The sequence below is a fragment of the Desulforhopalus singaporensis genome (genome assembly GCF_900104445.1).
GTDB lineage: Bacteria > Desulfobacterota > Desulfobulbia > Desulfobulbales > Desulfocapsaceae > Desulforhopalus_A > Desulforhopalus_A singaporensis.
The window spans coordinates 41,688-67,229 of record NZ_FNJI01000012.1; the positions used below are offsets into that span (position 1 = coordinate 41,688).

At 50.7% G+C, this 25,542-nt stretch carries 25 protein-coding genes; 8 read left to right on the top strand and 17 right to left on the bottom strand.

Going from position 1 to position 25,542, the window contains the following annotated elements:
• Positions 1-13 precede the first annotated feature (13 nt).
• Positions 14-1,237, top strand: coding sequence for an LL-diaminopimelate aminotransferase (locus BLQ17_RS09890; protein WP_092222360.1), 1,224 nt, complete (start codon positions 14-16; stop codon positions 1,235-1,237).
• Positions 1,238-1,343: 106 nt separating this feature from the next.
• Here the strand turns inward: BLQ17_RS09890 and ispH are convergent, their stop codons facing one another.
• The 5 genes from ispH to BLQ17_RS09915 all read right to left on the bottom strand — a co-directional run bounded on the left by ispH (position 1,344) and on the right by BLQ17_RS09915 (position 5,983).
• On the bottom strand, positions 1,344-2,282 hold the full coding sequence (gene ispH / locus BLQ17_RS09895) for a 4-hydroxy-3-methylbut-2-enyl diphosphate reductase (RefSeq protein WP_092222362.1): 939 nt from the start codon (positions 2,280-2,282) through the stop codon (positions 1,344-1,346).
• A gap of 32 nt (positions 2,283-2,314) precedes the next feature.
• Entirely contained in the window at positions 2,315-2,803 is a 489-nt protein-coding gene (locus tag BLQ17_RS09900) for a universal stress protein (RefSeq protein ID WP_092222364.1), read from the bottom strand.
• A 170-nt stretch (positions 2,804-2,973) separates the two neighbouring features.
• The gene (locus tag BLQ17_RS09905) at positions 2,974-4,374 is read right to left on the bottom strand and encodes a TRAP transporter large permease (RefSeq protein WP_092222366.1); all 1,401 of its coding nucleotides are present in this window, start codon (positions 4,372-4,374) and stop codon (positions 2,974-2,976) included.
• Positions 4,371-4,916, bottom strand: coding sequence for a TRAP transporter small permease (locus BLQ17_RS09910; protein ID WP_092222368.1), 546 nt, complete (start codon positions 4,914-4,916; stop codon positions 4,371-4,373). Before BLQ17_RS09910 ends, BLQ17_RS09905 begins: the two co-directional genes overlap by 4 nt.
• Positions 4,917-4,990: 74 nt before the next feature.
• Complete coding sequence (locus BLQ17_RS09915) at positions 4,991-5,983, bottom strand: TRAP transporter substrate-binding protein (RefSeq protein WP_092222370.1); 993 nt, start codon at positions 5,981-5,983, stop codon at positions 4,991-4,993.
• A gap of 68 nt (positions 5,984-6,051) precedes the next feature.
• On the opposite strand from BLQ17_RS09915, the gene BLQ17_RS09920 reads away from it, so the two are divergent.
• Positions 6,052-6,345: a hypothetical protein gene (locus BLQ17_RS09920; protein WP_092222372.1), complete on the top strand. Its 294-nt coding sequence runs from the start codon at positions 6,052-6,054 to the stop codon at positions 6,343-6,345.
• Here the strand turns inward: BLQ17_RS09920 and BLQ17_RS09925 are convergent.
• From BLQ17_RS09925 to BLQ17_RS09955, 6 genes are all read right to left on the bottom strand, one after another.
• A complete protein-coding gene (locus BLQ17_RS09925; protein WP_092222373.1) occupies positions 6,336-7,688 on the bottom strand; it encodes a sigma-54-dependent transcriptional regulator in 1,353 nt (450 codons plus the stop codon). The genes BLQ17_RS09920 and BLQ17_RS09925 overlap by 10 nt on opposite strands.
• 8 nt (positions 7,689-7,696) lie before the next feature.
• Positions 7,697-9,544, bottom strand: coding sequence for a sensor histidine kinase (locus BLQ17_RS09930; protein WP_176761168.1), 1,848 nt, complete (start codon positions 9,542-9,544; stop codon positions 7,697-7,699).
• A gap of 38 nt (positions 9,545-9,582) precedes the next feature.
• Positions 9,583-11,178, bottom strand: coding sequence for an imidazole glycerol phosphate synthase subunit HisF (gene hisF, locus BLQ17_RS09935; RefSeq protein ID WP_092222377.1), 1,596 nt, complete (start codon positions 11,176-11,178; stop codon positions 9,583-9,585).
• 79 nt (positions 11,179-11,257) lie between these two features.
• A complete protein-coding gene (locus BLQ17_RS09940; RefSeq protein ID WP_092222379.1) occupies positions 11,258-11,857 on the bottom strand; it encodes an FmdE family protein in 600 nt (199 codons plus the stop codon).
• Between the two features lie 266 nt (positions 11,858-12,123).
• Positions 12,124-12,396 carry an HU family DNA-binding protein gene (locus BLQ17_RS09945; RefSeq protein WP_092222381.1) on the bottom strand — a complete coding sequence of 91 codons (273 nt, stop codon included), beginning with the start codon at positions 12,394-12,396 and terminating at the stop codon, positions 12,124-12,126.
• Positions 12,397-12,755: 359 nt separating this feature from the next.
• The gene (locus BLQ17_RS09955; RefSeq protein ID WP_092222385.1) at positions 12,756-13,940 is read right to left on the bottom strand and encodes a homocysteine biosynthesis protein; all 1,185 of its coding nucleotides are present in this window, start codon (positions 13,938-13,940) and stop codon (positions 12,756-12,758) included.
• Positions 13,941-14,346: 406 nt separating this feature from the next.
• On the opposite strand from BLQ17_RS09955, the gene pheA reads away from it, so the two are divergent.
• Positions 14,347-15,459: a prephenate dehydratase gene (gene pheA, locus BLQ17_RS09960; RefSeq protein WP_092222387.1), complete on the top strand. Its 1,113-nt coding sequence runs from the start codon at positions 14,347-14,349 to the stop codon at positions 15,457-15,459.
• Here pheA and moaA read toward each other — a convergent pair.
• The gene (gene moaA / locus BLQ17_RS09965) at positions 15,442-16,497 is read right to left on the bottom strand and encodes a GTP 3',8-cyclase MoaA (protein ID WP_245695088.1); all 1,056 of its coding nucleotides are present in this window, start codon (positions 16,495-16,497) and stop codon (positions 15,442-15,444) included. The genes pheA and moaA overlap by 18 nt on opposite strands.
• Positions 16,498-16,629: 132 nt before the next feature.
• Here moaA and tsaD point away from each other — a divergent pair, with 132 nt between their 5' ends.
• Genes tsaD through rsmA form a run of 3 tightly spaced genes read left to right on the top strand, consistent with a single transcriptional unit; the run spans position 16,630 to position 19,073 of the window.
• Positions 16,630-17,631 carry a tRNA (adenosine(37)-N6)-threonylcarbamoyltransferase complex transferase subunit TsaD gene (gene tsaD, locus BLQ17_RS09970; RefSeq protein ID WP_092222391.1) on the top strand — a complete coding sequence of 334 codons (1,002 nt, stop codon included), beginning with the start codon at positions 16,630-16,632 and terminating at the stop codon, positions 17,629-17,631.
• Positions 17,632-17,636: 5 nt separating this feature from the next.
• Entirely contained in the window at positions 17,637-18,146 is a 510-nt protein-coding gene (locus BLQ17_RS09975) for a DUF2062 domain-containing protein (RefSeq protein WP_092222393.1), read from the top strand.
• Positions 18,147-18,179: 33 nt separating this feature from the next.
• Positions 18,180-19,073, top strand: a complete 894-nt coding sequence (rsmA, locus tag BLQ17_RS09980; RefSeq protein ID WP_092222395.1) for a 16S rRNA (adenine(1518)-N(6)/adenine(1519)-N(6))-dimethyltransferase RsmA — start codon at positions 18,180-18,182, stop codon at positions 19,071-19,073.
• A 21-nt stretch (positions 19,074-19,094) separates the two neighbouring features.
• Here the strand turns inward: rsmA and BLQ17_RS09985 are convergent, their stop codons facing one another.
• The gene (locus BLQ17_RS09985) at positions 19,095-20,189 is read right to left on the bottom strand and encodes a tRNA-queuosine alpha-mannosyltransferase domain-containing protein (protein ID WP_092222396.1); all 1,095 of its coding nucleotides are present in this window, start codon (positions 20,187-20,189) and stop codon (positions 19,095-19,097) included.
• Positions 20,190-20,213: 24 nt separating this feature from the next.
• Here BLQ17_RS09985 and BLQ17_RS09990 point away from each other — a divergent pair, with 24 nt between their 5' ends.
• Together BLQ17_RS09990 and BLQ17_RS09995 are read left to right on the top strand one after the other, a co-directional pair.
• Positions 20,214-20,459, top strand: a complete 246-nt coding sequence (locus BLQ17_RS09990; protein ID WP_092222398.1) for a hypothetical protein — start codon at positions 20,214-20,216, stop codon at positions 20,457-20,459.
• Complete coding sequence (locus tag BLQ17_RS09995; protein ID WP_092222400.1) at positions 20,456-20,920, top strand: YchJ family protein; 465 nt, start codon at positions 20,456-20,458, stop codon at positions 20,918-20,920. The genes BLQ17_RS09990 and BLQ17_RS09995 overlap by 4 nt, the downstream gene beginning before the upstream one ends.
• 45 nt (positions 20,921-20,965) lie before the next feature.
• On the opposite strand, the gene coaBC is transcribed toward BLQ17_RS09995, so the two are convergent.
• From coaBC to BLQ17_RS10015, 4 genes are all read right to left on the bottom strand, one after another.
• Positions 20,966-22,171 carry a bifunctional phosphopantothenoylcysteine decarboxylase/phosphopantothenate--cysteine ligase CoaBC gene (gene coaBC / locus BLQ17_RS10000; protein WP_092222402.1) on the bottom strand — a complete coding sequence of 402 codons (1,206 nt, stop codon included), beginning with the start codon at positions 22,169-22,171 and terminating at the stop codon, positions 20,966-20,968.
• A gap of 33 nt (positions 22,172-22,204) precedes the next feature.
• Complete coding sequence (locus BLQ17_RS10005) at positions 22,205-23,578, bottom strand: sugar transferase (protein WP_176761169.1); 1,374 nt, start codon at positions 23,576-23,578, stop codon at positions 22,205-22,207.
• 99 nt (positions 23,579-23,677) lie between these two features.
• The gene (locus BLQ17_RS10010; RefSeq protein ID WP_092222406.1) at positions 23,678-24,646 is read right to left on the bottom strand and encodes a glycosyltransferase family 2 protein; all 969 of its coding nucleotides are present in this window, start codon (positions 24,644-24,646) and stop codon (positions 23,678-23,680) included.
• Between the two features lie 37 nt (positions 24,647-24,683).
• Positions 24,684-25,523, bottom strand: coding sequence for a glycosyltransferase family 2 protein (locus BLQ17_RS10015; protein WP_092222408.1), 840 nt, complete (start codon positions 25,521-25,523; stop codon positions 24,684-24,686).
• Positions 25,524-25,542: the final 19 nt, after the last annotated feature.

Consider the following 25,542-nt stretch of genomic DNA (forward strand, 5'->3'; position numbering starts at 1 on the left):
GAGAAACGTATAAATGATTACAATAAATGAAAATTATCTAAAGCTCCAGGCTTCCTACCTGTTTTCCGATATTGCCAAGCGGGTCGCCGCATTTGAAAAAAACAACCCGGACAGGGACGTTATCAAGCTGGGGATCGGAGACGTAACCAAAGGACTCATGCCGGCGTCGATAAAAGCCTTTCATGAGGCGGTCGACGAGATGGCAAACGATGCGACTTTTAAAGGGTACGGTCCCGAGCAGGGTTATGAATTTCTGCGCGAGGCTATCGCCGTCAATGATTTCAAAAGCCGCGGCGCGGATATCAGTGCCGACGAAGTCTTTGTCAGCGATGGTGCCAAGTGTGATTCGGGAAATATCCAGGAAATTTTTTCCCAGGACATCAAGATAGCCATACCTGACCCGGTATATCCGGTCTACCTCGACACCAACGTCATGGCCGGACGCACCGGCATATTCGCTGACGGCAGATACCAGGGGCTGGTCTATCTCGACTCGACCAGGGAAAACAATTTCGTCCCCGCACTGCCCGAGGAGCCTGTCGACCTAATATATCTCTGTTTTCCCAACAACCCCACCGGCTCGACAATTTCCAAGCAGGAGCTGAAAACCTGGGTCGACTACGCAAGAGACAATAAAGCTCTCATCCTGTTCGATGCTGCCTATGAAGCGTTTATCAGCGACGATTCACTGCCGAAATCAATTTTTGAAATTGAAGGGGCCAAAGAGGTCGCCATCGAATTCAGGAGTTTTTCAAAAAGTGCCGGCTTTACCGGAACCCGCTGTGCATATACGGTGGTTCCCAAAGAGTGCGCAGCTTATGACTCCAAAGGCAACAAACATCTCCTCCACGCGCTCTGGAACCGCAGGCACTGCACCAAGTTCAACGGGGTGTCCTATCCGGTGCAGCGGGCGGCGGCAGCCGTATATACCGAGCAGGGGAAAGCGGAAAGCAAAGCGCTGATAGACTATTACATGGTCAACGCCAGGGCAGTCTGCAAGACCATGGACGAACTCGGCTACTCCTACGTCGGCGGTACCAATTCCCCCTACATCTGGGTTGACGGGAAGACCGACTCCTGGGAATTTTTCGATATGCTGCTCAACAAGGCCGGGGTAGTCTGTACCCCTGGTGCAGGCTTCGGAAAATGCGGTAACGGTTACATCCGCATCTCCGCGTTCAACAGCCATGACAAAGTAAAACAGGCCATGGAACGCATCAAGGCTTCCCTGGCCTGACAATAGTCTGCATACTCAACCCCGGTAATTTACCCATGGCGATTACGAGCTGCGGTAAATTGCCGGGATTATCCAAACGCACAAACTGTTGCTGCCACCACATATTCTACCGCTCTATTTCCGGCAGTATCTGCGCAGGAAAGTGAATGTTTTCCTTTACCCCGCGGTCAGTCCTCACCTCGATACGGCTGAAACTGCGCAGCCAATCGAGCACCCCGGCAACCAGCCTCTCAGGTGCCGAGGCACCGGCAGTAATACCTATATGGCGCACATTTTCGAGCCACGACCGATCGATATCGCGATAATCATCTATTAAATGGGCGGCGACGTTGCAGCGTTCGGCCACCTCTTTTAACCGGTTGGAGTTGGAGCTGTTTTTTGATCCGACCACGAAAACGACTTCTGATTTTTCAGCAAGCACCGTCACCGCATCCTGCCGGTTCTGGGTGGCAAAGCATATATTGGACGAAGGACCTTTGATTTTCGGAAACCGTTTTTGTAAAACGGCCACGATTTCGGCAATATCAACCTGGGTCAGAGTCGTCTGGGTCACGTAACCGACCTTTGAAGGATCGACCGGTTCCACCAACTCCGCCTCCTCCCTGGTGGCCACGACCTGGACTTTGTCTTTCACCCTTCCGGCGGTACCGAGGACTTCGGGGTGGTTGTGATGGCCGATAATGAGGATATCGTAATCATCCCGGTGATACTTCTCAACCATGCGATGGACGCTGGTGACCAGCGGACAGGTGGCATCTATGGTGTAAAGACCCAGCTGTTCTGCATAACTCTCGACATCAGCCGACACCCCGTGGGCACTGAATATGCAAATTTCACCCCTGGGTATCTGGGTAAGATGCTCGACAAAGATCGCACCCCTGTCCCGGAGTTCGTCGATCACGTGTTTATTGTGGACGATCTCATGAAGGACAAAGATCGGTTCCCGATATTTTTCCAGACTCTTTTTAACAGTGTCTATGGCACGCTCAACCCCGGCACAGAACCCCCTTGGTTCCGCCAGGTGTACGATATAGGACTCACCCACGATGAAAATCTCCTTTTAGTCGGTAATAGTTGTTAAAAATTCGGCACAATAAGAACCGGTATTGGCGACATTCTGCTGACCCGACGCGCGGTCGACCCCATTATCCGGATCCCCCGTACCTTCCTGGTGGATTTTCCCATGACGATCATGTCCGCCCCCTCTTCTTCAGCGACACGAAGAATCTCTTCGCTTGGCTTACCCGCAACGACAATAACCTCTTTTACCAGTTCTGAATATTCCTTTTCGTACGACTGATCGCGGTAAAACTTTTTCAACCTCTTTTTCATCGTTTCGAGAATCTCGCGCATCGTTTCCTTCTGTGTTCTTTCGGTACGCTCCTTCGGGTAATAGGTGTCGATAACTGCCTTTACCGCATCGGTTATCGGTTCAACGACATGGAGCATTATTATCTTGGCATCGTTTTGTTTTGCCGAAGCGATGGCGTGGTGAAAGACAGGATAGGTATGTCCACCTAAATCTGAGGTATAGAGGATAGTTTTTATATCAGGTCTTTTGTCCATTTTGCAGCTCCCGTAGAATGTCAGGCAATATTTTATAGTATGCACCAGCGGCTCATCCGGAGTCGCAGAATATTACCATAACTTAAAAAATAGAAAGAAAAAGCCCTTGGTGCCAGTAATTTCGGAGGCACCAAGGGCTTTTTCGCAAACACCTGTTCAGGGGTTGCTCCTTAATTATATCCCTGCAGAGAGTCGAGAAATTCCGGCAGGAAAAGCGATACCTGCGGTACATAGGTAATGATGATAAGAAACGTAAGCAGTACCAGCAGCCAGGGGACACACGACTTTATCGCCCAGCCGATGGAGTGACCGGTCACCCCGGATATAACAAAGAGATTAAGACCTACCGGAGGCGTCAACATGCCTATTTCCATATTAACCACCATGATGATTCCCAGATGGATCGGATCGATACCAAGTTTTACAGCGATCGGGAACAGGATCGGCGCCATTATCAAAAGGATGGCCGAAGGCTCCATGAAGTTTCCAGCCGCAAGCAGGAGCAGGTTGACGACAACAAGAAACATCCACGGGGAAAGCCCCCAGTTGACTATCATTTCCGCTATATGATGCGGAATTCTCTCGGTTGTAAGCACGTGGGCGAACAGCATCGCGTTGGCGATAATGAAAAGCAGCATGATGCTTACCTTGGAAGCATCAAGCACGACTTTGTTTATTTCCTTGTCAAAAGCAATTTTGGGGAGGGTGATGATACATTCCTTGAGGTTTCGCAGGATCATCACCGAAACACTCTCCCCTTTCTTTCTCCAGGGCACGTTCTTCAGCGGCCCCATATCACGATACCCGTAAATGGCCACGAAAAATGCGTATACCGCGGAAACTGCAGCTGCTTCGGTTGGGCTTGCTATACCGCCGTAGATCGATCCCAGCACTATTATGATGAGCATCAAACCACCGGTGGCACTGATTCCCGCAGATATTACTTCATTAAACCCTGACCAGGGCTGATTGGGGATATTTTTGATCCGGGCGACGACGTAGATCACCACCATCAGCATCAACCCCATCATCAAGCCGGGAATAAAACCAGCCATGAACATCCTGGCGGCAGACACCTCTGTCGCTGCGGCGTACACCAGCATGACGATGGAAGGAGGGATGAGAATGCCCAATGTTCCTGCATTGCCGATAACCCCGGCGGCAAGTTCTTCCGGATAGCCGGCTTTGACCATACCGACAATTACAATAGAGCCGATTGCGGCAACGGTTGCCGGAGAAGACCCGGATACGGCGGCAAATATCATACATGCCACAACAGAAGCCATGGCCATTCCCCCGCGGATATGGCCGACAAGACTCAGGGCGAACCTGATGATACGCTTGGCCACGCCACCCGTTGACAGAAACGTCGAGGAAAGTATGAAAAAGGGGATGGCGAGAAGCGTGTAGTGTTCCGACAATGCTTCGAACAATTTTAACGCAATGGAAGCAAGGGAGTCATTGGAGAACAGCAGGATGGTTCCAATGCTTGACAATCCCAGGGCAAGCGCAATTGGCATGCCGAGCATCATACAGCCAAAGAGAAGTATAAAAAGTGCGGCAGTGGTCATGAACTCTCCTCCCCTTTTGTGATTTCTTCGGCAAGCTCCATGCTCTCTTTTGCTTCATCAGCATGTTTGAACCCGTCGGCTTTGTCGGTTATTATCGACCACAGTATGATGAGAAGACGAACGGTCAGAAAAATAAAACCGACCAGCAGCAACCCGTGCGCCAGCCATGTAGGGATCGGCAGATCTTCGAGGGTGATGCCGATCATCTTCATTTTCTTGAGATAAATCCAGCTTCCGTAGAGGATCAGTGAGCAATAGACGATGGCTAGAATACTGGCAATACCCGTTAAGAGTCTCCTGCCACCCCGTGAGAACAGTTTGACGAACGCATCCATGCCAATGTGAGAACCTACCTTTAACCCGTATGATGCACCAAACAGCACGAACCATGCGGACATATGCAGGGTAAGCTCCTGGGACCACATGAAGCCGGTGTTAAAACCAAAACGCATTACGACATCTACAAAAACAAGAAGAGTGGTCAGAACCAGGAGGATGCAGATGATTGCCTCTTCAGCACGATTCACTATGCGCATAAACATATTTGACCTCTTGCAAACGAAAAAGGACTGTACGGGGTGTCGCACCCGGCAACACCCCGCCGACATCTGATTTTTTACATATTGGACTTATAAGCAGCGTCGATCATGTCCTTGCCGATTTCCTTTTCAAATTCTTCCCAGACCGGTTTCATGACCTCAACCCACTGATTCCTTTCAGCATCAGTTAAGGTTATGATTTCAGAGCGGTTGGAGTCAATTATTTTCTGGCGATCATCCATCGATTTCTTGGCGGCAATTGCATTGCCGAATGCGATCGCCTCATCAAGACACTTCTTGACCACCGCCCGGTCCGCTTCGGGAACGGACAGCCAGAACTCCTTGGAGGTTACCACCATGTAGTCGAGAAGACCGTGGTTGGATTCGGTGATATATGGCTGAACTTCAAAAAATTTCTTGGAATAGATATTTGACCAGGTGTTCTCCTGCCCGTCGATCGCCTTGGTTTGCAGCAGTGTAAACACCTCAGAGAACGGCTTTTTGAGAGGGGTGGCGTTTACCGCCTTGAATTGGGCGGCAAGCACGTCGGACGACATGATCCTGAACTTGAGACCGTCGGCATCTGCAGGTACTTTCAGCGGCTTACTCGACGACAGTTGCTTCAGGCCGTTATGCAGGTATCCGAGACCGACCAACCCTCTTTTCTGCAGTGAATCGAGGAGTTCCTGCCCCTTGGCGCTTTGCTGAAATTTTTCCACGGCGGCCATGTCCTTAAACAGAAAAGGCAGGTCGAAGATCTGCAGCTTGTTGGTGTACCTGGCAAACTTTGATAATGCCGGAGCCCCCATCTGGACGTCGCCTAACAGCATCGCTTCAAGTACCTTGTTGTCACCAAAAAGCTGTGAATTGGGAAAAACTTCAACCTCAACCTTGCCAGCCAGCCGCTCGGCAACCAGTTCCTTGAACTTGTTGGCCATCTGCCCTTTAGGTGTATTTTCTGCGACGACATGGGAAAACTTAATGACAACAGGAGACGCAAATGCGGTTCCTGTCACCAAAAACGCAGAAAGTGCAGCTGTTGCAACAAGTGTAGTAATCTTCCTTAACATTGTGTCTTCCTCCTTTGTGATTGATAATTGCCGAAACTGCATCGATTTCTTCGGTGCGGCGGCTCACGTTGCCTGAAAAACCGGGATTTCCCGGGATCGATATCAACCTAGCAAAAAACGGGCCAACACCAATTGGTTACTGTAAAATTCTGATATACTACAGTTTTTCAAAATATCATCCGAAAAGGTGCAACAAAAGTGGCGGAAATCCACCCGCTGGGGCATTAAAAAATGATTTTCAAAGATTTACTTACTATTTCAATGAAATACACGGATATTTACTGCAGGACAGCCAGGAAAAGTGGTGGGAATCCACCCATTTTAAACAAATGACTGAACAAAACATTCAATATTATTTGTAGTCGCTTTTTTTGAGATTGTATTTTTTCATTTTGTCATAGAGGGTTTTTCGCGGCAGATCGAGAACCGCCATGACCTCTTTAAGACTGCCGCTGGTTGCAGCCAGGGCATGTTCAATCAGACTCGCTTCAAACTGTTCCACCTGCTGGGACAGCGAGCGGCGCTGCTGGCTTTCCGTTCCGGACAGCATCTTCTCAAGGGACCAGTCGAACTGTTTGCCGAGCAGGACATACCTCTCGGTGAAATTACGCAGTTCCCGGACATTTCCGGGCCAGGAGTAAGAGAGCAGCGAATTGATCTGGTCGCTTGTGGGGGTCGGAACCTCAAGCTGGTAGCGGTGACCGGCGACCAGCAGAAAGTGATGAAACAGCAGCGGAATATCTTCCCTGCGCTCCCTGAGCGGTGGAATCTGCAGACATACCACGTTCAGTCGGTAATAGAGATCTTCACGAAAAGTCCCTTTTTTTGCTGCGTCGAGCAGATCAATCTTGGAAGCCGCGACAACCCTGAGGTCGACAGGAATCAGTTTATTCGACCCGAGTCTTTCAATGGCGCGTTCCTGGAGCACACGGAGCAGATTGATCTGCACCCTCATCGGCATTGATTCAATTTCATCAAGCAGCAGAGTCCCGCCGTTGGCATGCTCGAATTTTCCTACCCTGTCCTCCCTGGCGTCGGTGAAGGCACCGGCCTGATGGCCGAACAGTTCGCTTTCCATGATCGACTCCGCCACCGCCCCGCAATTAATAGCAACGAAATTCTTTACCCTTCTCGAACTGTTCTCATGAAGGGCTCTTGCGACAAGCTCTTTTCCTGTGCCGGTCTCGCCAAGAACCAGTACGTCCGCCCCGGTGTCTGCAATCTGGGCGATCATCGAACGCAGCTTTTCCATTACTGCGGTCTTGCCGATAATCCTCGGTCCAGGCGCGCTGTGCAGTTCCAGTTCCCGACGAAGATTCCTGTTTTCAAGGGTAAGGTTTCTCTTTTCAAGCCCCCGCCGGACCGTTTTTATCAATCTCTCAGCGGAATAGGGTTTTTCAATAAAATCATATGCCCCGTCACGCATGGCCTTGACCGCCGTCGAAACATCTCCATGCCCGGTTATAAGAATAACCGGGAGATCCTGGTCAATTTTCTTTAATTCCAGCAGGAACTGCATGCCATCCATATTGGGAAGCCTGATATCACAGACGACGATCCCGGGCCAGTCGCGATCGAGCAGTTTGATGCCTTTTTCCGCCGAGTCTTCACAGACAACTTCAAGATCGGCAAGCTCAAGAGTCTGCCGGTTGGCCTGTCTTATATGTTTTTCATCATCGATAAAAAGAACCTTTCCCCTGCTCATTGCCCCTCCTACACAACCTGTTCAAGAGAGAATTCAAACCTGGCTCCGTCCGGCTGTTCGATATACTCAAGGGTTCCGCCGAAACTCTTGACTATTCTGCTGCTGATCGTCAGTCCCAACCCCAATCCCTGTCCCGATTTCTTGGTGGTGAAAAACGGTTCGAATATGTTTTTAAGTTCCTTTGGCAAAACCCCGGGACCGTTGTCCTGAACAGAAATACGGACCCTGTCGTCAGTTACGCGGCAATCAATGGTTATACGTTTTTGTTCCTGTTCCTCCAGGGCCTGAATCGCATTGGTCACAAGGTTGACCAGCACCTGCTGCAACAGCACATGATTCCCCTTGACCTTTACATTTTGCGGCACAATGGAGATAGTCATATCCACTTTCGCCTTCTTGATTGCCGGATTGAGAATTTCCAGCGCGCCGTCGACAACACTCTGGAGGGTAACGACGACAATCCGGTCACCGGACTTTCTGGAGAAAAGCTTTAACTGCACCCCGATCTGGGCCATACGTTCGGTAAGTTCAGCTATCTGATCAAGGTTATAGCAGACCTCCTCCAATCGGTCTTTTTCAAGAAATTTCTTGGCGTTGTCGGCGTAGCTGCGGATGGCAGCCAGCGGCTGGTTCAATTCGTGGTTTATGCCTGCTGACATCTGTCCGAGCACCGCAAGCTTGGCGGCGTGAACGAGCTCTCTTCTTGTTCTCTTGAGTTTTATTTCCGCCTTTTTCCGGTCAAGAATCTCTTTTTTCAGGAGGATATTTGCCTCTGTAAGTTTTTTGGTCCGGTCGTGCACTCGGGTTTCCAGCTGTTCATTTGCGTCCCTGAGCGCCTCTCTGGCTTTCTGCTCAATCCGATTGAGCTCCTCCAGTCGGTATTGCCGCTGATAGAGCAACATGGCAATGATATAGAGAACCATAAATCCTGATCCGGCAATAACGCTGACCGCCAGGACCTTTCTTTTGAGCCCCTTGGTTTCGGTCAGGATATGCACATGCCATCCCGCCTGGGGCATATACTGACTCTGTTTAATAAAACGCCGCGCCCCGCCGCCGGACTCTTTGGCAATCTCCAGCACCTGGTAATCAGGGGAAACTGTTAAAATCTTGTCGCTTAAAGGGGCAAATTGTTCGTGGGGGTATCTCTTTGTTTCCCTGATCCGTTCAAGCACCTGGTCGGCAAGCGGGTGCAGCGTCTTGTACCGCCAGCTGGTATTGGTGGTGATAAAAATGACCCCGTCAGGATCGGTGACCAGATAACTCTCCTCTTCCTGGGCCCATTTCCGTTCTACCAGGTCGACCCCTATTTTTATAACCACCGCCCCGGCAATTTCTTTGTTTTTATAGACCGGGTAGGCAAAATAGTAGCCTCTTTTGGCTGAAGTCGTCCCCAGCGCAAAATAACGCCCTAGATGCCCCTTCATGGCCTCTTTGAAGTAGGGCCGGTAACTGAAATTCCGGCCGATAAAAGGACGGGGCTCGTTCCAGTTGCTTGCCGCGATGGTCAGCCCGTCCTTGTTCAGCAGGTAGGTGTCCAGGGTATCGCTCACCTTGTTGATCGTCTCAAGGTACTTGTTGAGCGTTGCGATGCGTGTTTTTTCGTGGGGGTTGAGCAGGGCGTGGAGAAGCTTGTCATCGATTGCAAGCAGTTCAGGCAGACTTTCATACTTCTCCAGTGTCCCCTTAAGATAATTCACATAGAGGTCAAGACGAACGTTTCCCCGCTCGAGAATATCGTCTACCCCCTTCCAGTAGGTCCACTTGGCGATGACGGTAAGTCCGCCTGAAAGTAAAACCGCAAACACCAGAACACTGATGAAATAAATTTTGATTCGCGGCCTTGACCTGCTCATAATCCCTGTCTGCATTACCTGCTGTTAAAGACCGGTAATCACCTCACCTCAATTCCGGCACCGGCAACCAGATCCTTGACATCTTCAATCTGCACTTCATGGCGGTGAAAGATTCCCGCGGCAAGGGCTGCATCCGCAGGGGTTTTTTCAAAAACCTCGACGAAATGATCCGCTTTTCCGGCACCACTTGAAGCAATTACCGGGATTGCAACCGCATCCTTTACCATGCGCACCAGTTCGATATCAAACCCGCTGTTGGTTCCGTCCCTGTCAATACAGTTAAGCAGAATTTCCCCGGCCCCAAGCTCTTCGCACGCTTGAACCAGCTGGACAACATCGACGTCGCGGCCCTCACGCCCCCCCTTGACGGTACACTGGTACCAGCAATACTGTTGACCCTCCGGTCCTGGAAAACTGGTTTTAATTGTATGGTGAGAAGTCAGCTCCGGCGAAGAAACGTAGACGCGTCGCGGATCCACCGAGATAACAACAGCCTGGGCGCCGTAAACCGAGGAGATCTGTTCTATGGAGCTGGCACCGGTTTTGGTTTTCGTCGCCAGAAACCGTTCAACCGTATCGACCGCGTCGCTGCCGATCGAGACTTTATCGGCGCCCGCCCTGAAATAGGCCGAGGCTACATCCAGCGAGGTGTAGCTCGCTCCTTCCGAATCGGTAAATTCCCGAATGCCGCCGCCGATGGTAAGAGGCACGAAGACGTTTTCAGAGGTGCGCTCAAGCACTTCAAGCATCGGTTGATCCTTCATGGGAAAATCCCTGAAGCCCGTGATATTTAAAAATGTTATCTCATCAGCACCTTCTTCGTAGTAGCGTTTGGCAAGCTCCACCGGCTTGCCGAGATTTCGCACCTCTCCCTTGTCCCTGACGTCATACTGGTCACCTTTGGTAACGACCAGGTCTCCACTGTCGTTGCTGCGAACGTCAAGACAGGCAATTATCCTTTTGGCTATTTTCGTCCTTTTGTCAGAGAATTGTCCGTTTTTTGTATTTATATCTATTTGTTGCTCGGTACCTGCGAGATAATTTTCAAGAATTTTGAGACCTGCCTTACCGCTTTTTTCCGGATGGAACTGGAAGGCGGTGACGTTTCCTTTGGCCACGGCCGAAACAAACTCGATTCCGTAATCGGTTTTGGCAAGGCACCACTGCGCGTTTCTGCTCTCGTCAGCCGCATAGTAGGAGTGGACAAAATAGAGTTTTTCATCGTTATAGTCGTTAAACAAAGCGGATGGCTGCTGCAGCTTAATACCGTTCCACCCTATCTGCGGAACTGCGTGGACACCTGCGGGAAAACGCTTTACCTGGCCCTTGAGAATCCCCAGGCCATGGACACCGGGAGACTCTTCGCTGCCTTCATAAAGGGACTGCAGCGCCACGCATATTCCGAGAAACGGTTTGTTTTCAAGAATTCGCTGTTGAAGCGGTGCAATATAGCCTTTTTGGCTCAACCTGTTCATCACCAGGCCAAAACTTCCGACTCCGGGAAATATCAGTCGTTGTGCATTTATTATATCTTCGGGCCCGGTCACATCGGATACCGAATAGCCGAGTTTTCGTATCGCATTGCGCACGCTGCGAACATTGCCCGCTCCGTAATCCAGTAAAGTAACGTTCATCACCAACCACCAGTAATATTAAATAAACAGTACCCTGCTGCAAGGCTCACCGGCCCTGCAGCATAGTCGCAGTATCTTCTCACCGACCGTCTCTTTCGTCGATGACAGTGTAATACTTGTCACCGGCACATCCCCTGCAGAGGACGGCCCCTTCTCTCTCAACTTCTCTTCTGTCCTGTATCCAGTCGCCGCATTTTGCACAAACAACCCTTGACAAAGGTCTTCCGGGAAGATTCTCCTCGGGCACATTCACCCTTACGTTCTCGACTTTAAACAACTCCTCTTCCGGCATGATCTTATACGCTTCAAGTTGTCGGGCATATTTGTCAGTAATTGATCCGCAATATTTTTTTGAGAGCGTCCTTGACTCTTCAAGAGCGGTAACCCTGACCGCTTGCTGGGTTTCAAGGTTAACAAAAGTCGCCGCCATAACGCCATGGTCGACATGTTTCATCGATCTTTTGCCAAGAGTGCAGCCGGTAACGGACTGGATGGCATCCGTTGCACACCGATCGATCTCCACAATAGTGTACAGCTTTTTCCGATCTTTGCCCTTGGGATCATTCAACCCCAGCAACCGCAACGCCAGCATGCTCATTCTTACTCCAATTACCTGTCCGGCACAAATATGTCCGTGGACCCGTGTCGACTCTTCCAGCAAGGCTTCAAAGGTTTCCATCTTCGTTCTCTCTGGTTATTCCTGTGCAGATTATATGCTCTTTATCCCCATAGAATACTTCTCTGCAATATCGTGTCAACAAGTGTTTAAAACTGAAAAGGCCGTTCCTTTCAAGGAACGGCCTTTTAAAGACTCAATCTATCAATGTGCCGGGCAATTCGCCATATCAGTGCCATCTCTCCGGTTTGCCGGGCCTTGTCCGATCTCCTGCTCGCAGTTCTGTTAATCGGCCAACAACTGCTTCATTGCTTCGGGATCAGCAGGGATTAATTGACAGCCTCGGAGAGTTTTGATCCGGCTTTGAACTTCACAACCTGCTTAGCAGGAATCTCTATTGTCTTTCCGGTCTGGGGGTTCCTCCCCTGTCGAGCATCGCGCTTGGAAACCGAAAAGGTGCCAAAACCAACAAGCGTGACTTTGTCACCCTTGTTCAGACTTTCAGCAATTGCAGCAAGAGTTCCGTTAAGAGCTTTTTCTGCTGCAGCTTTGCTGATGTCTGCGGCACCTGCGATGCTTTCAATGAGTTCCTTTTTGTTCATGAATTCCTCCCTGCTTTATCTGCTTTGTTCGTTTTTCTGGACAACGGCGTCCCTTCGCCCACCTAATGGGTTTTATGCACTTTATCAACAAATGAAAAAAATGTGGGAATTTTCTCTTTAATGGACCAAGGTGCCACAACCCTTTATATTCAGGCTGTTGCAACCTTATTTGCCACCTTAATTGAATCGGAAATGAGAATCAAGCAAATATTTAATCCATCCCGGATAACACAACACTTTTTACTTGCTTCCCGTATCGCCAGCCGGTATTTTCTGATCTCCGGCCAGCTATCCTCACCGGTCGGTGAAGCCACAAAGCCATGCAGACCCATACACAGCCTGCACGTTTTCAGGATGCATCACATCCTGTCATTGATACCGTCGGGAAGCGTTTCTGCAGGCCTGTTGAGCAGAAACTTTCCTGATTTGATGTTATTTTTTAAGATTTCCGCAATCTCTCTTGCCTTCACGACAGATGACAGCGAAGCGGTTTTAACCTGCTGGCCGTTGACCACTATCTCTCCGGACTTCAAGTCCTTGTAGCTGACCTGACCGTAACTTCTGGCAATACCGTTGGTGTAATCATATCCGTAATCGACGACCTGGGTGTACAGATCGGCATCTGAAACTCCGGTATAGCGCGCCATCTCGCTGTTTAGCACCGGAATCGGTATGCCAAGGCCGACGGCGAGCGAACATCCATACCCGCGAATGGCCACTCCTCTGAGCCACTTGGCCGACATCTGCTTAAGGTCGCCATGGACCATGATGGTTCCCGCCGGCTTGACCGGCACGCCATTTTCCCCTCTTGGAGCATAGGGGTTGTGCTGACTGCCTTGCCAGGTGACATACCCGTATCCGCCCCCTAAAAATATTCGGGTCCCAACCCCTATGGTCTTATAGAACGGATCGTTGAGCAGCGGACTGAGCTCGCCTGCGCTGCAGTAATTAGCGTTTCTGCCGTTCGGTTTCAGCATCCCCATATAGGTGTTGACCGGCTTATCGGACAGGTTGATCGCGCAGTTGTAATTCTGGTACCCGTTTCGGGGGTTGCACAGCAGGGCGTAGGGCAGGTCTTCGAGACCGATCTCTTTTTTCATCTTCTTGGCGGCATAACAGTCCGTACCGTATGCCTTTGCCTCAAGAAGAAGTTTCTTCCCTTTCAACAGATCTTCTATCACATGGCCACCGCCATAGCTGAAGGCTCCCGGATAGATCTTGTTCAGGGGGTCGTCTTCCGCCGGTTCGGTTGCGCCGATATATGAGTCCACCGCGGCCAGTCCTCCGTATGCAGGAACTTTATTGAACCATATTTTCGACGCCTTGATGGTAGGTACCATCTGGCCGAAATTGAAAAACATACCGGAAGAACACATGGGCGCAAAGGTACCGGTGGTGACCACGTCCACCTTCCGGGCTGCTCCTTCGGGACCGTCCTTCTGAACGATATCCACCATTTCTTCGGCGGTTACTACAACTGCCTCTCCCGCCTTTATCTTTGCATTTATTTCTTCGTATGTTTTTTCAATTTTTTTCACGCTCATTGCTCTTTATTAATTCTTTTCAGTCTTAGGAAAATATTACAACTGTTTCGCCAACTCCGAACAATACATAGCACTCTTGTCGACACCTGTCTATCAGAAAAAATTTATTGCCGTGCACATATTACTTTATTATCCCATTGCTTTTTTTTATAAAACAACAGCAGGTTATAACGTTAGCAAAAAACAAGAGCAACAGAATAATCAACAACTCATCCGAGCTAGCACCTAATATTGTCCGGCGAGCAAAGCGTTTTTCTTTTTGTATCTTGACACGCTGACCACCTTACCCTAATTTATTAAGGATTTATTCCGGATATTACTCGGATTCAGTGTCGGCGCAGTTTCGACCGCCGACACTAGTTTTAGACCGGTATTTTTTATTCCACCTCCACCCACCAGGAACCGCATGCAATCGGAGCAGAAAAAAGAAATAGTTTCCGTTCGGGACAATATAGACGCCATAGACGACCAGATTCTTGAGCTACTCAAGAAACGTCTGTCGTTTGCCAAGGAAATAGGCAAGCTCAAAGACAGCGAAAAAAGAGCTAAATGGGACCCTCTTCGCGAAAGGCAGATTTATGACAGGCTTCTCAGGGATAACAGCCAGATCTTTCCCGAAGACGCCTTGAAATCTATTTTCCATGAAATAATCACCACCTGCCGGCTATCGCAGAAAAAGGCCGTTGTCGCCTTTCTCGGGCCTGAGGCGACTTTCAGTCATCTCGCCGGTGTTGAATATTTCGGCCACTCGGCCGACTACAAAGCGATGGAAACCATCGACGATGTTTTTGCCGAGGTGGAAAAAGGCAGGACCCGGTACGGCATTGTTCCCGTTGAAAATTCGATAGAAGGAGCGGTGTTTTCTACCCTTGACTGTTTTATGAAATACAAGGTGCAGATTTGCGGGGAAGCACAGCTGGAGATCAGTCACAACCTGGTCTGCCGATCCGGCAACATCGAAGATATCCAGACGGTCGCCTCCCACTCCCAGCCCCTTGCCCAATGCCGACAGTGGTTGCGAAAACATCTTCCCTCGGTCCCGACCCTCCCGGTGTTTTCCACCGGAGCGGCGGCCCAGATGGCGGCAAACAACCCCAACATCGGCGCCATAGCATCATCGCTTGCGATCAAGACCTACCAGCTGCAGGTGGTGGTTCAGGGAATAGAGGACTACCGGGGTAACACCACCCGCTTTCTGGTTATCGGCAAAAAATCGCCTTCAAGAAGCGGTCTTGACCGAACCTCCCTGCTGATAGGGTTGATGGACCGACCGGGAGCCCTTAATGAAATCTTGACCGTGCTGTCCGATGAAGGGATCAACCTGGCAAAGATCGAATCCCGCCCGATCAAGGGAAAGCGGTGGAAGTACTTATTTTTCCTCGACATGCTCGGCCATATCGAAGATGAAAAAATTCAGCGCGGATGCGATCTGCTCAAATCGCTGTGCTCCTATTACGAATGGCTTGGCTCCTATCCCCAGGCGGAGAGCTCGCCCCCCGACTCACCCGCCGATTCGTGACATGGTCCCCCCGGACCGTGCCTTTTCTTCAGCCTCAGTCTCATTCTGCAGAGAATGGCCCTGGGGCTTGTCGATAATGGTCTGCCGCACAGCTGTCATGATGTCCTGATCGGAACCGTTGCCACGCAGGATCTTCTTGAGATCGGTTTCCTCGTCCTTGAGCAGGCACGCCCTGAGTTTTCCTTCCGAGGTCAGTCGCAACCGGTTGCACTTGTCACAGAAATGATGACTTATGGGGCTTATGAATCCGACCGCACCGGTTTGGCCGTCAGGGGTTACCAGGTCGTACATTCTGGCGGGCCCTGCACCGTGCTGGATGGCAAACGGCTGTAACGAACCGAGCGTGGATATCATCGTTCTTATATCCTCACCCCGAATAAACCTGTCCTTTTGCCAGCTGTTTTTTCCGCCCACCGGCATAAATTCGATAAAGCGGACGTGAAACGGGTATTCCAGGGCCAGACGACCAAAATCGACAAACTCGTCGTCATTGACCCCTTTCATCGCCACCACGTTGATCTTGATTTTAAAACCGAGATCAAGCGCTTTCTGCAGTCCTGCCCACACCTGGCGGAATCGATCGCGGCCAGTTATTTTCTTAAACTTATCCGGGTCGAGGGTATCAAGAGAGACGTTGATATACCTGACTCCGCTGCGATACAGGTCTTCGGCATACTCTTTTAAAAGGACGCCGTTGGTGGTCAGCCTTATCTGATCAAGCCCCTCGATCCTCGACAGTTCTTCGATAAATTGGACAACCCCCTTGCGGACAAGCGGTTCCCCGCCGGTAAGACGCAGTTTATTCATGCCAAGAGAGACGGTCAGCCGGACCACGCGCAGCAGCTCCTCGTAAGTCAACAGGTCGCTGTGTTGCAGAAAATCACCTGTTTTCACGTGCTTTTCCACATCCTGGTCTTCAGAGGGCATGCAGTACATGCAGCGCAGATTGCATCTGTCGGTCAGGGACAGGCGAAGATAGGATATGGTCCGGGAAAACTGGTCGACAATAGGCGAAATAGATTGTATTTTTTCTTTCACAGTAGGCTTTTTCAGTAAATGATTCATTGCAGATGAGTCCGATCCACGATACTCACCCGTTCTTCCGACTCGCAACAAGCCAGCACCACACTATTAACACAATAGTAATTTCACTCAACAAGAAAAGAGTTCATGTACATTTTAGGTATTGAAAGCTCCTGTGACGACACTGCGGCGGCAGTCCTCAAAAATGACACAGTGGTTGCCAATGTCCTCACCAGCCAGGATGCCGTTCATACAAAATTCGGGGGAGTCGTTCCCGAGCTTGCATCAAGAAAACATCTTGAATCGATACATCCCGTCGTGGAAAAGGCCCTTGAAAATGCACGGATAAAGCTGACCGACGTCGACCTGATCGCCGTCACCAGAGGGCCGGGGCTTCTCGGCTCGCTACTCGTCGGCTTTTCCTACGCGAAAGCCCTGGCCCACGTCACCCGGATCCCGCTTGTGGGGGTTGATCATATGGCAGGACACATCCTGTCGATATTTCTGAGCGCAAACCGTCCCCGTTTTCCCTACATTGCCCTTATCGTATCGGGGGGAACCTCGGCGATATATCTTGCCGAGAGTTTTACCTCCTTCACCTGTCTTGGAAGGACCAGGGACGACGCCGCAGGCGAAGCTTTTGACAAAGTGGCCAAACTGCTCGGACTACCCTATCCCGGTGGTCCTCATGTCTCGAAAAAGGCTGGCTCAGGAGATCCTTCGGCCATCAAATTTCCACGTTCATGGCTGGAAGACGACTCCCTTGACTTCAGTTTCAGCGGCCTGAAAACCGCAGTACTCAATTATGTCAACAAGGTCAAGCGACAGGGCCAGGACCTCAACCTGGAAAATATCTGCGCCTCATTCCAGGAGGCGGTGGTGGATGTGCTGGTGAGTAAAACAATTTTTGCAGCCAGACAGTATAACACCCCGCGTATCGTCATCGGCGGCGGGGTGTCAGCAAACGGCAGGCTGCGTGAGAGCTTCACCCACCGTTGTGACCTGGAGGATCTTGAATTTTTCGCACCGGATCTTAACTTTTGTACTGACAATGGTGCGATGATCGGCTTTGCCGGCCGACACGTTTATGAACAAAGCGGCAAAATGGAACTTGACCTGGACGCTTATTCACGATCACCGCTGGGATAACTGTAATGATGAGTGCGCGTAACAGCAGACTATACCGGACCCTGAAATATTTTTACCTGAAGTTTATTCGCTTAAAGGGAAGTCCTAAAGTTCTCGCCGGAGGCACCGCCATAGGTGTATTGGTGGGACTCTCACCTACGGTTCCCCTGCATACTCCGCTCATCCTCGTTTTGACCGTGCTGACGAAGACCTCCTCGGTCGCGGCCATCCTCGTCAGCCTGGTGGTTTTCAACCCGGTGACAATATTTCCCATATATTACTGCTCGATCGCCATAGGCAACCTTGTCACGCCATATAAAGTCAATTACGCCACGCTGGAGATTATTCGGACACTGCACAGCGAAGGGCTCGGCCTGACCGGTCTTCTGCACGAGCTTGCAAGTCTTGGTTTTGAGACCCTGGTGGTACTGGTCGTGGGAGGTTTTATTTTTTCTTTACCTTTTGCGGTTCTGAGCTATTATTGCTCCCTGTCCTATTTTCACAACAGTAAAGCCTTACCTAAAAAACGCGGATAGCCGCAATAAACCAGCCGCCTGCCGGGAATTATCATGTCAAGATACGGCCGTTTTGCCCACGATGCCCTGAAAAACAACCAGCTCACCCCCAAAAAAAGATTTGGGCAGAACTTTCTCGTTCACCGCGAGACAGCCGAGGCGATTGTGCGCGCAGGAAAAGTCACAGCCAGCGACACCATAGTGGAGGTGGGGGTGGGACTTGGCGCCCTGACGCTGCCGCTCGCAGCTGCCGCAAATCACGTATACGGCTATGAAATAGACAGCGGTATCGTCCGCTTCCACGAACAGCAAAAAGACCTGCCGGAAAATGTTACCCTGATCCACCAGGACATACTCAAGGCCGATTTCAACGAAATTGTTCAAAAGTGCGGAGCCGGACTAAAAATTCTCGCCAACCTCCCCTACTCTATCTCCAACCCCTTTATTTTCAAGCTGATCGACAACGCCCACCTCATTAAGTCGGCGACAATCATGCTGCAGAAGGAAGTCGCCGACCGGCTGAGCGCTGAGGTTAACACCAAAGATTATGGTGTTCCGACAATTCTTCTGGCAAGCGTAGCCACAGTCGACAGAAAACTCACCCTCAAGCCCGCGGAATTTCACCCCAGGCCGAAGGTCGATTCGGTGGTTATCACCATCGATTTCACCGGCGGCCCGAAACAGACCGGGCCTTATGATTATACGCTGTTCAAGCATATCGTCAGGTCGACGTTCAACCAGAGACGAAAGACGGTTATCAACACCCTGAGCCGGGCAAATCTTTTTGGAGTCACCCACAAGGAAGACAAGAAGACGAACAAGGAGCTGGCCCATCGCGCCCTGACAGATGCGGGAATCGCACCATCCGCCCGCCCCGAAACACTACTCTTCAGTGATTTTGTAAGACTTGCCGTCTGCGTTGAGAAGTTACAGAAAGAAGCGAAATAAAAAATAAACCGTCATTCAGGATCAGTCCACACCCATCCATGACCGGTAGTCTTTTCGCAGCGCGTTCCAGCCGAATTGTTCGGTCATTTCCCTCGATTCTTTCTGTGAAATGAGAAGGTTGTCGTTGAGGATTTTTTCAAGCTCGGACTCAAGCGTACCCTCCTTGTAGAGGAATTTGTTGTCAAACAGCTCCGGATAGGACAATCTCTGCGGCAACAACGGCCTGCACCCCGCCCGGACGGCCTCGATTACCGAAATTCCGTAAAATTCATGCAGGGAGGTTGAAACCACAACCGTTCCCCGGGATAGAAGTCCGACATATTCATCATAGGAAGGTACAAACCCGCAATGTATCAGCTCCCTGCAGAAAGTTTTTTTTGCCCCTGTAAAACATGGCGGCAGGGAGGTAAAAGACTGTCCAAGGAGGATCAGTTCAAACTTGACGTTTTTTAACTGCAGCCTTGTCAGTACGGAAAAAAACTCATCGGGGTTCTTGTCATGCTCCCAGCGATGGTTCCATACGACCACCGGAGTTGTGCGTTGGGCCTTGTGGTGTTTGGCACATCGGTCAAGTGCGTCAAGATCTATCCCGGGGTAGAGTACCACCGCTTTTCCTTTCAACCTGTCAAGAGTGTTGACCAACCGTATATCCGATACCTTCCTGATGATTTTTTCACATCCATGAAAAAAAGAATCCCGGTTGAAGGTGGAATTAAACGCGATCCGGTCCGCGGCAAGAGCGGAGTTGAAATTGATCGAGGCGAACTGGAAAAATGACGGATCCTCAACCTGCGCCGGATAAGCAAATTGATTTTCGTGAAAATAGAGCAACACGGTCGTATTCGGGTTCCATCCGGCAACTTTTGCGCAGAGAGCGTTGAAGACCGCGACATCCATGAAGGTTGAACAGAGTACAGTATCGAAATAACGGTCTTCCTGGTCAAGCTTTTCCAGCTGCTCGACAGCCCACTGCGCCCCGAGCTGCATTCTCATCTTCCATTTTCTTGCCGGCAGAGTAAAAAAACAATAATTGCCTGTTATATGATTGCTCAGTCCCTTGAGAAATTGTTTGTGCGAACCGCCGTAATAGGGTTCGATTACAAGTGTTCTTTTCATGAAATTTTCGGGTAATATGGTTTTATGACTGCAGCATCGGCCAACACCAGGCCTATTGTCATTTCAAGTCTTTTCTCCGACGAGTTGAACAATGTTTTTGCCATCGGCGCCATTGATCCTGTAAAAGTGTTTGATCACCATCTTGAGCATTTCGAAACAATTCCCGGCAGCCGGGCAACCAGACGTCCGGGGAGTTGGAGAAGCCAGGATAATTACCCCTGTTTCGCGGAAAATTTACCCGCCAAAAAAACCAGAAACAACCTGTCATGATAACAAAAAACTCCTGTCCCTGCGGCAGCACCAGAACATTTTCCGATTGTTGCGCACCGATCCTGCAGGACCCGGCCCTGGCGTCAACTGCGGAAATGCTCATGCGATCGCGCTATACCGCGTTCGTCCAAAAAAATACCACCCATATCCTCGCCACCTGGCACAGCCGACTCAGACCACCATCCGTCGACTTTGACCACAAGATAAAATGGACTGGCCTTGCCATTCACGAGGTAACCGGAGGAACCGCCAGCGACATCACGGGCGTGGTTGAATTTACCGCGACATACATTGAAGGCGATCACCTCTGCCGTCTTACCGAACGAAGCGACTTTGAGAAAAAAGACGGCTTGTGGTTCTACGCCGGGGGAAAAACAGAGCTGCATCGACAAAAGATTGCCCGCAACAGTTCCTGCCCCTGCGGATCAGGAAAAAAAGCCAAGAGATGCTGTCTGTGCTGACGGTAGTCGTTCACTGCTTTTAGGCCTCGTGCTGCACACCGCCTTTTATCGGTCTTTTAGCAGCGTGAGGATTCGGTCAAGAATAAGGTCGGCGGTATGCAGCTTGGTGGTGTGTGGAAGCTGGGTATACCCCTGATTATCGAGGAGTACCACCTGGTTTGTATCGACTTCAAACCCGGTCTGGGGTTTGCTGATATCGTTGATGGCGATAAGATCGAGGTTCTTGGCGATAAGCTTTTTCTTTCCCTCCTCGTGAAGATTCCGGCTTTCCGCGGCAAATCCGACCAGGACCTGGTCCGGGCTTTTCCGGGTGCCCAGGCTCTTCAGGATATCCGTGGTGGAAACCAGTCTTAAAGACGACTCGACACTACCCTTTTTCACCTTGTGCTCATAAACCTTTTCCGGTCTGTAATCGGCAACCGCCGCAGCCTTGATGATCACCTGGCTCTGTTGAGCCTGGGCCACGACCGCCTCGTACATTTCCTGGGCGCTCTGCACACTTATCTTTTTTACGCCCGGCGGAGTCTCAAGGGTTGTCGGACCGGAGACCAGAACCACCTCGGCACCTCTTCTGGCACCGCATCTGGCCAGGCAGTAACCCATTTTCCCCGATGACCGGTTGCTTAAAAACCTTGCCGGATCAATCGCTTCCCGGGTCGGACCTGCGGTGACCACCATACGGACACCACCAAAATCCTGCGGAGCAAGACTCTGGGCGAGGATTTCCCTGGCATAGTCCCACTCAACCAGACGGCCTTGCCCTTCCTCCTTGCAGGCCATCGTACCGCAGTCCGGCTCAATGACCCGGTAGCCCATCTCCCGCAATTTCGCTATGTTGTTGCGGGTCGCCGGATGAGCGTACATGCGGCTGTTCATTGCCGGAAAGACCACCACCGCGCAGCGTGCGGCAAGAACCGAGGTGGTCAGCAGGTTGTCGCAGATCCCTGCGGCCAGCTTGGCAATCGTGTTGGCGCTCGCCGGGGCTATGACCAACAGGTCGGCTTCCCGGCCAAGGGAAATATGGTGCATGCTCTCAGCACTCCCCTGGGCAAACATATCACAGTGCACATCAAGGCCTGACAGCGCGGAAAACGTGAGGGGAGTAATAAAACGCTTTGCCGCCTCCGTCATCACCACCGACACCTGCGCCTCTTCCTTTGCAAGATCGCTCACCCACCCTGCCACCTTGAAGGAGGCTATTGAGCCCGTAACCCCTATAACAATGTTTTTCCCGGCAAACAGTGATGCCATTGAAACCACCTCGCAACCTGCACAATTTATAAATTAATAAGCCCCGTTGCCCTTTACCATGCAATAGACCGTCTTGATTATTATCTTGATATCGGTCCACAGCGAATAGTTCAGAATATACCAGTCGTCCATCTGTACCCTCTCCCCGTAGTCTTCGACGTTGGACCTGCGTCCCACCTGCCAGGGACCGGTTATTCCCGGTTTCATCGAGCAGTATCTTCCGGCGCTCTCCTTGTAGTATCCGTTCAGTTCATTGTCGACAATGGGCCTTGCGCCGACGACACTCATGTCGCCGCGCAGGACATTGAGAAATTGCGGCAACTCGTCCAGGCTGGTCCTGCGCAGGATTTTGCCTATCCCAGTCACCCTCGGGTCGCTTTTCAGTTTATAGCTCTGTTGCCATTCCCGGCGCATCTCTTCATCGGTTGCCAGGATCTTCTGCAGCTCCCTGTCGGCACCGACACGCATGGTTCTGAACTTCAGGCAGTTAAATTTTTTTCCGGCGGCGGTTATTCTCTGGTGTTTGTAGAAAACGGGTCCGCCATCGCTTAGTTTCACCAGCAGGGCGATGACAAGGGTCACCGGCAGGGTTGCAACCAGCGCCATCAGTGAAAATACCACGTCGAAGCTTCTCTTCCATTCGGTATTGGGGTTGAAATTGAGGATCAGCATACTTCCCAGCGACTGGATTTCGGCGTGGTGCAGGCCGTAGAGATACAGATCCGGGATCAGGAAGATTCTGGCGCCAAGGGATCTGCACTCGCGAAGAATTTTAAAAATCTTCTTCTCAGCTCTCATCGGCAGTGCGATGTAGATATAATCTATCTCGTGAACCTTGAGATATTCATTGATCGAACCGATGTTACCGAGCAGCGGTTTTCCCTCTACTTCGGTGATGATATGCTCGTCCACCTTGTCATCGAAAAAACCCATCACCTTTATTCCGGCCCACGGCATGGTCTCGACTTCTCTGACCAGATTGACCCCAAGTTCCCCGGCACCGACCACGATCGCCCGGCGGACGTTCTTTCCTTTGCTCCGTAACAGCCGCAAAATCTTGCGGGCACCTATATGCAGCAAAAAGATGAGTATCGGGGTGGTGATCGACCAAACGAGGATGACCAGCCTGGAATAGGCAACCGATATTTTAAAGATGAAGAAATAAAAGAGCAGCAGTCCGATCACCGTCCCCCACGCCTTCAAGATGACGAGGAATTCGCGAAAGAACTTCCACCCCCTCCATGAACGATACAACTGAAAAGACTGAAAACTGACAAAGGTGAGTACGAAAGTGATAACCACAAGCCTGGTATAGTACTCATTCCATGGTACCCTGTACCATACCACAACGGTCCACAGATAGCCGATACAGAGAAAGCAGTCGAAAAGATGAAGCAGTCTTGCCATAAGAGAGCTCTGCTCTCTTAGATTCATCGATAACATAATATTCAGACACTGTCTTTTTTACAGTGATGCAAACCCAAAAATATATAGAAAAGAAGTATGCTACACCCTTCTGTTTCGTCCTTTTTCCCACCACGCCCTGTTCATGCTCAGCTGCGGCCGCAGCCATGGGGGAAGTCTCCGGTGGTGCCTGCCGAGCTTATAGCCCATCAACTTGGAGCAGTTGCGGCAAAGCCAGTCGCCCAGAAGCAGGTAGTGGTTGCCGCTGAAGATTTCAGCCAGAGCCGACCTGACATACCGGTCGCCCTCTTTTTCCGCCCGGCCGAATGTATCCGGCAGCCACTTCTGCTCGCTGTGCAGTACCCCTATGTCAAAAGATCTCCTGAACTCCTCGGCCAGACTGTAATTGTGACTGTGATACACTGCGGCATCAGCCCGATACGACACGCAATAGCCACTCAGCAGCAGTCTTCCAAGAGTACAGGTATCCTCGCCAAAAATCAAACCGTTCTTAAAATAGTCCACCTCCGCAAGACACTCTTTTTTGTAGGCGGCAAAAGAATTTGAGATAAAAGCGGTTTTCAACCCATAGCTTTTTCTGTCATCAAAGCACCGGACATAAGAGTTTTCGGGATAGTTGAACCTTCTGAGATGCGCCGCTGCAAAGGTTGCGTCTCTTGCAGGCAACTGTCTGCCGAAACAGCAGGCAATTTTGGGATCGTTCATCAAGGGGACAAGGATGTTGCGCAGCGAATCGTCGGTTGCCAGAATCGCATCCTGGGTGAGAAACACCACCATTTTGCCCTTTGCCCTTTTGACTAAAAAACTCCTGGTGCCGCCGTGGTCAAACTTTTCCCTGGCGATGGTGACAAAGGTCGCCTGGTGGTGTCTGCAGATCTTTTCAGTGTCGTCATCGGAGCTTGAGTCACACACCAGTATCTCCCGTGGCCGGACACTCTGCATTTTCAGAGCCTGAAAAAAATCTGGCAGTGTTTTTCCACCATTGAGTGTGGGGACCACCACGGTCACGTCCCATTGCCCATCGGTTGGCTGGCTGATCGAAGACGACACTTTTTCCCTGTTAAACCTGTTGTAAAAAAGAGACGGACTACAGTCTAAAGAAGCGGACCAGTCCGTATTTCACACCTGCCCATAATATATAGGGCGACAGATGTTTGCGGTAGAGCAGTATCTCATTTTTCGCCGACATAAGCCTTAGTGAAAAATTCACCTCTTTTCTCCTCTTCTGCCAGCCGCGACAGTGAAAAGCAATCAGTTCCGGGTTATAAAGAAGTTTCCAGCCGTTCTTTCTCAGCCTTATGCTCAGCTCGATATCTTCCTTATAGAGAAAAAAATCTTCATCAAAAAACTTTTCCCCCGTTTTTTTTATGCATGCCCCGCGACAGCAGAAAAGCGCTCCGCACACCGCAGGCACTGCTTCGCAGCCGTCGTATTGTCCCTGATCCTCCTCCCCCTGGCCCCGGTCGTACCACCTGCCGTACCATGCTCGAAATACACCGGTGGAGTCGATTTTGCCAGTACCCCGCCGCTCTTTGAAATCAAACCCGAGCAACTTGCCGGAAATGACCCCTACGCTAGCGTCACCACCACACTGGTCGACAACAAGCGACAGCCAGTTTTCACTGATAAAGGTATCCGGGTTCATGAACAGGACCAGATCGTCATCGGCCAACCCGCCAAGATCGAGTTCGGCCAGGCCGCGGTTGTTTCCGGCCCCAAAACCGATATTATCCGTTTTGATAACGCGAACGGGAAACCGGTATCGCATATCGGCGGCGACATCTACATACGCGGCGTCTTCCGACCCGCAGTCGACCACGATTACGTCGGTGACCGCGACCGCGGCCCCGTTGAGGTAACCAAGACAGGCGGGCAGCAGTTCACCCGAGTTGTGGGTTACGACGATGACATAAATCTTTTTTGTCATGGATACGACCAATAAATTC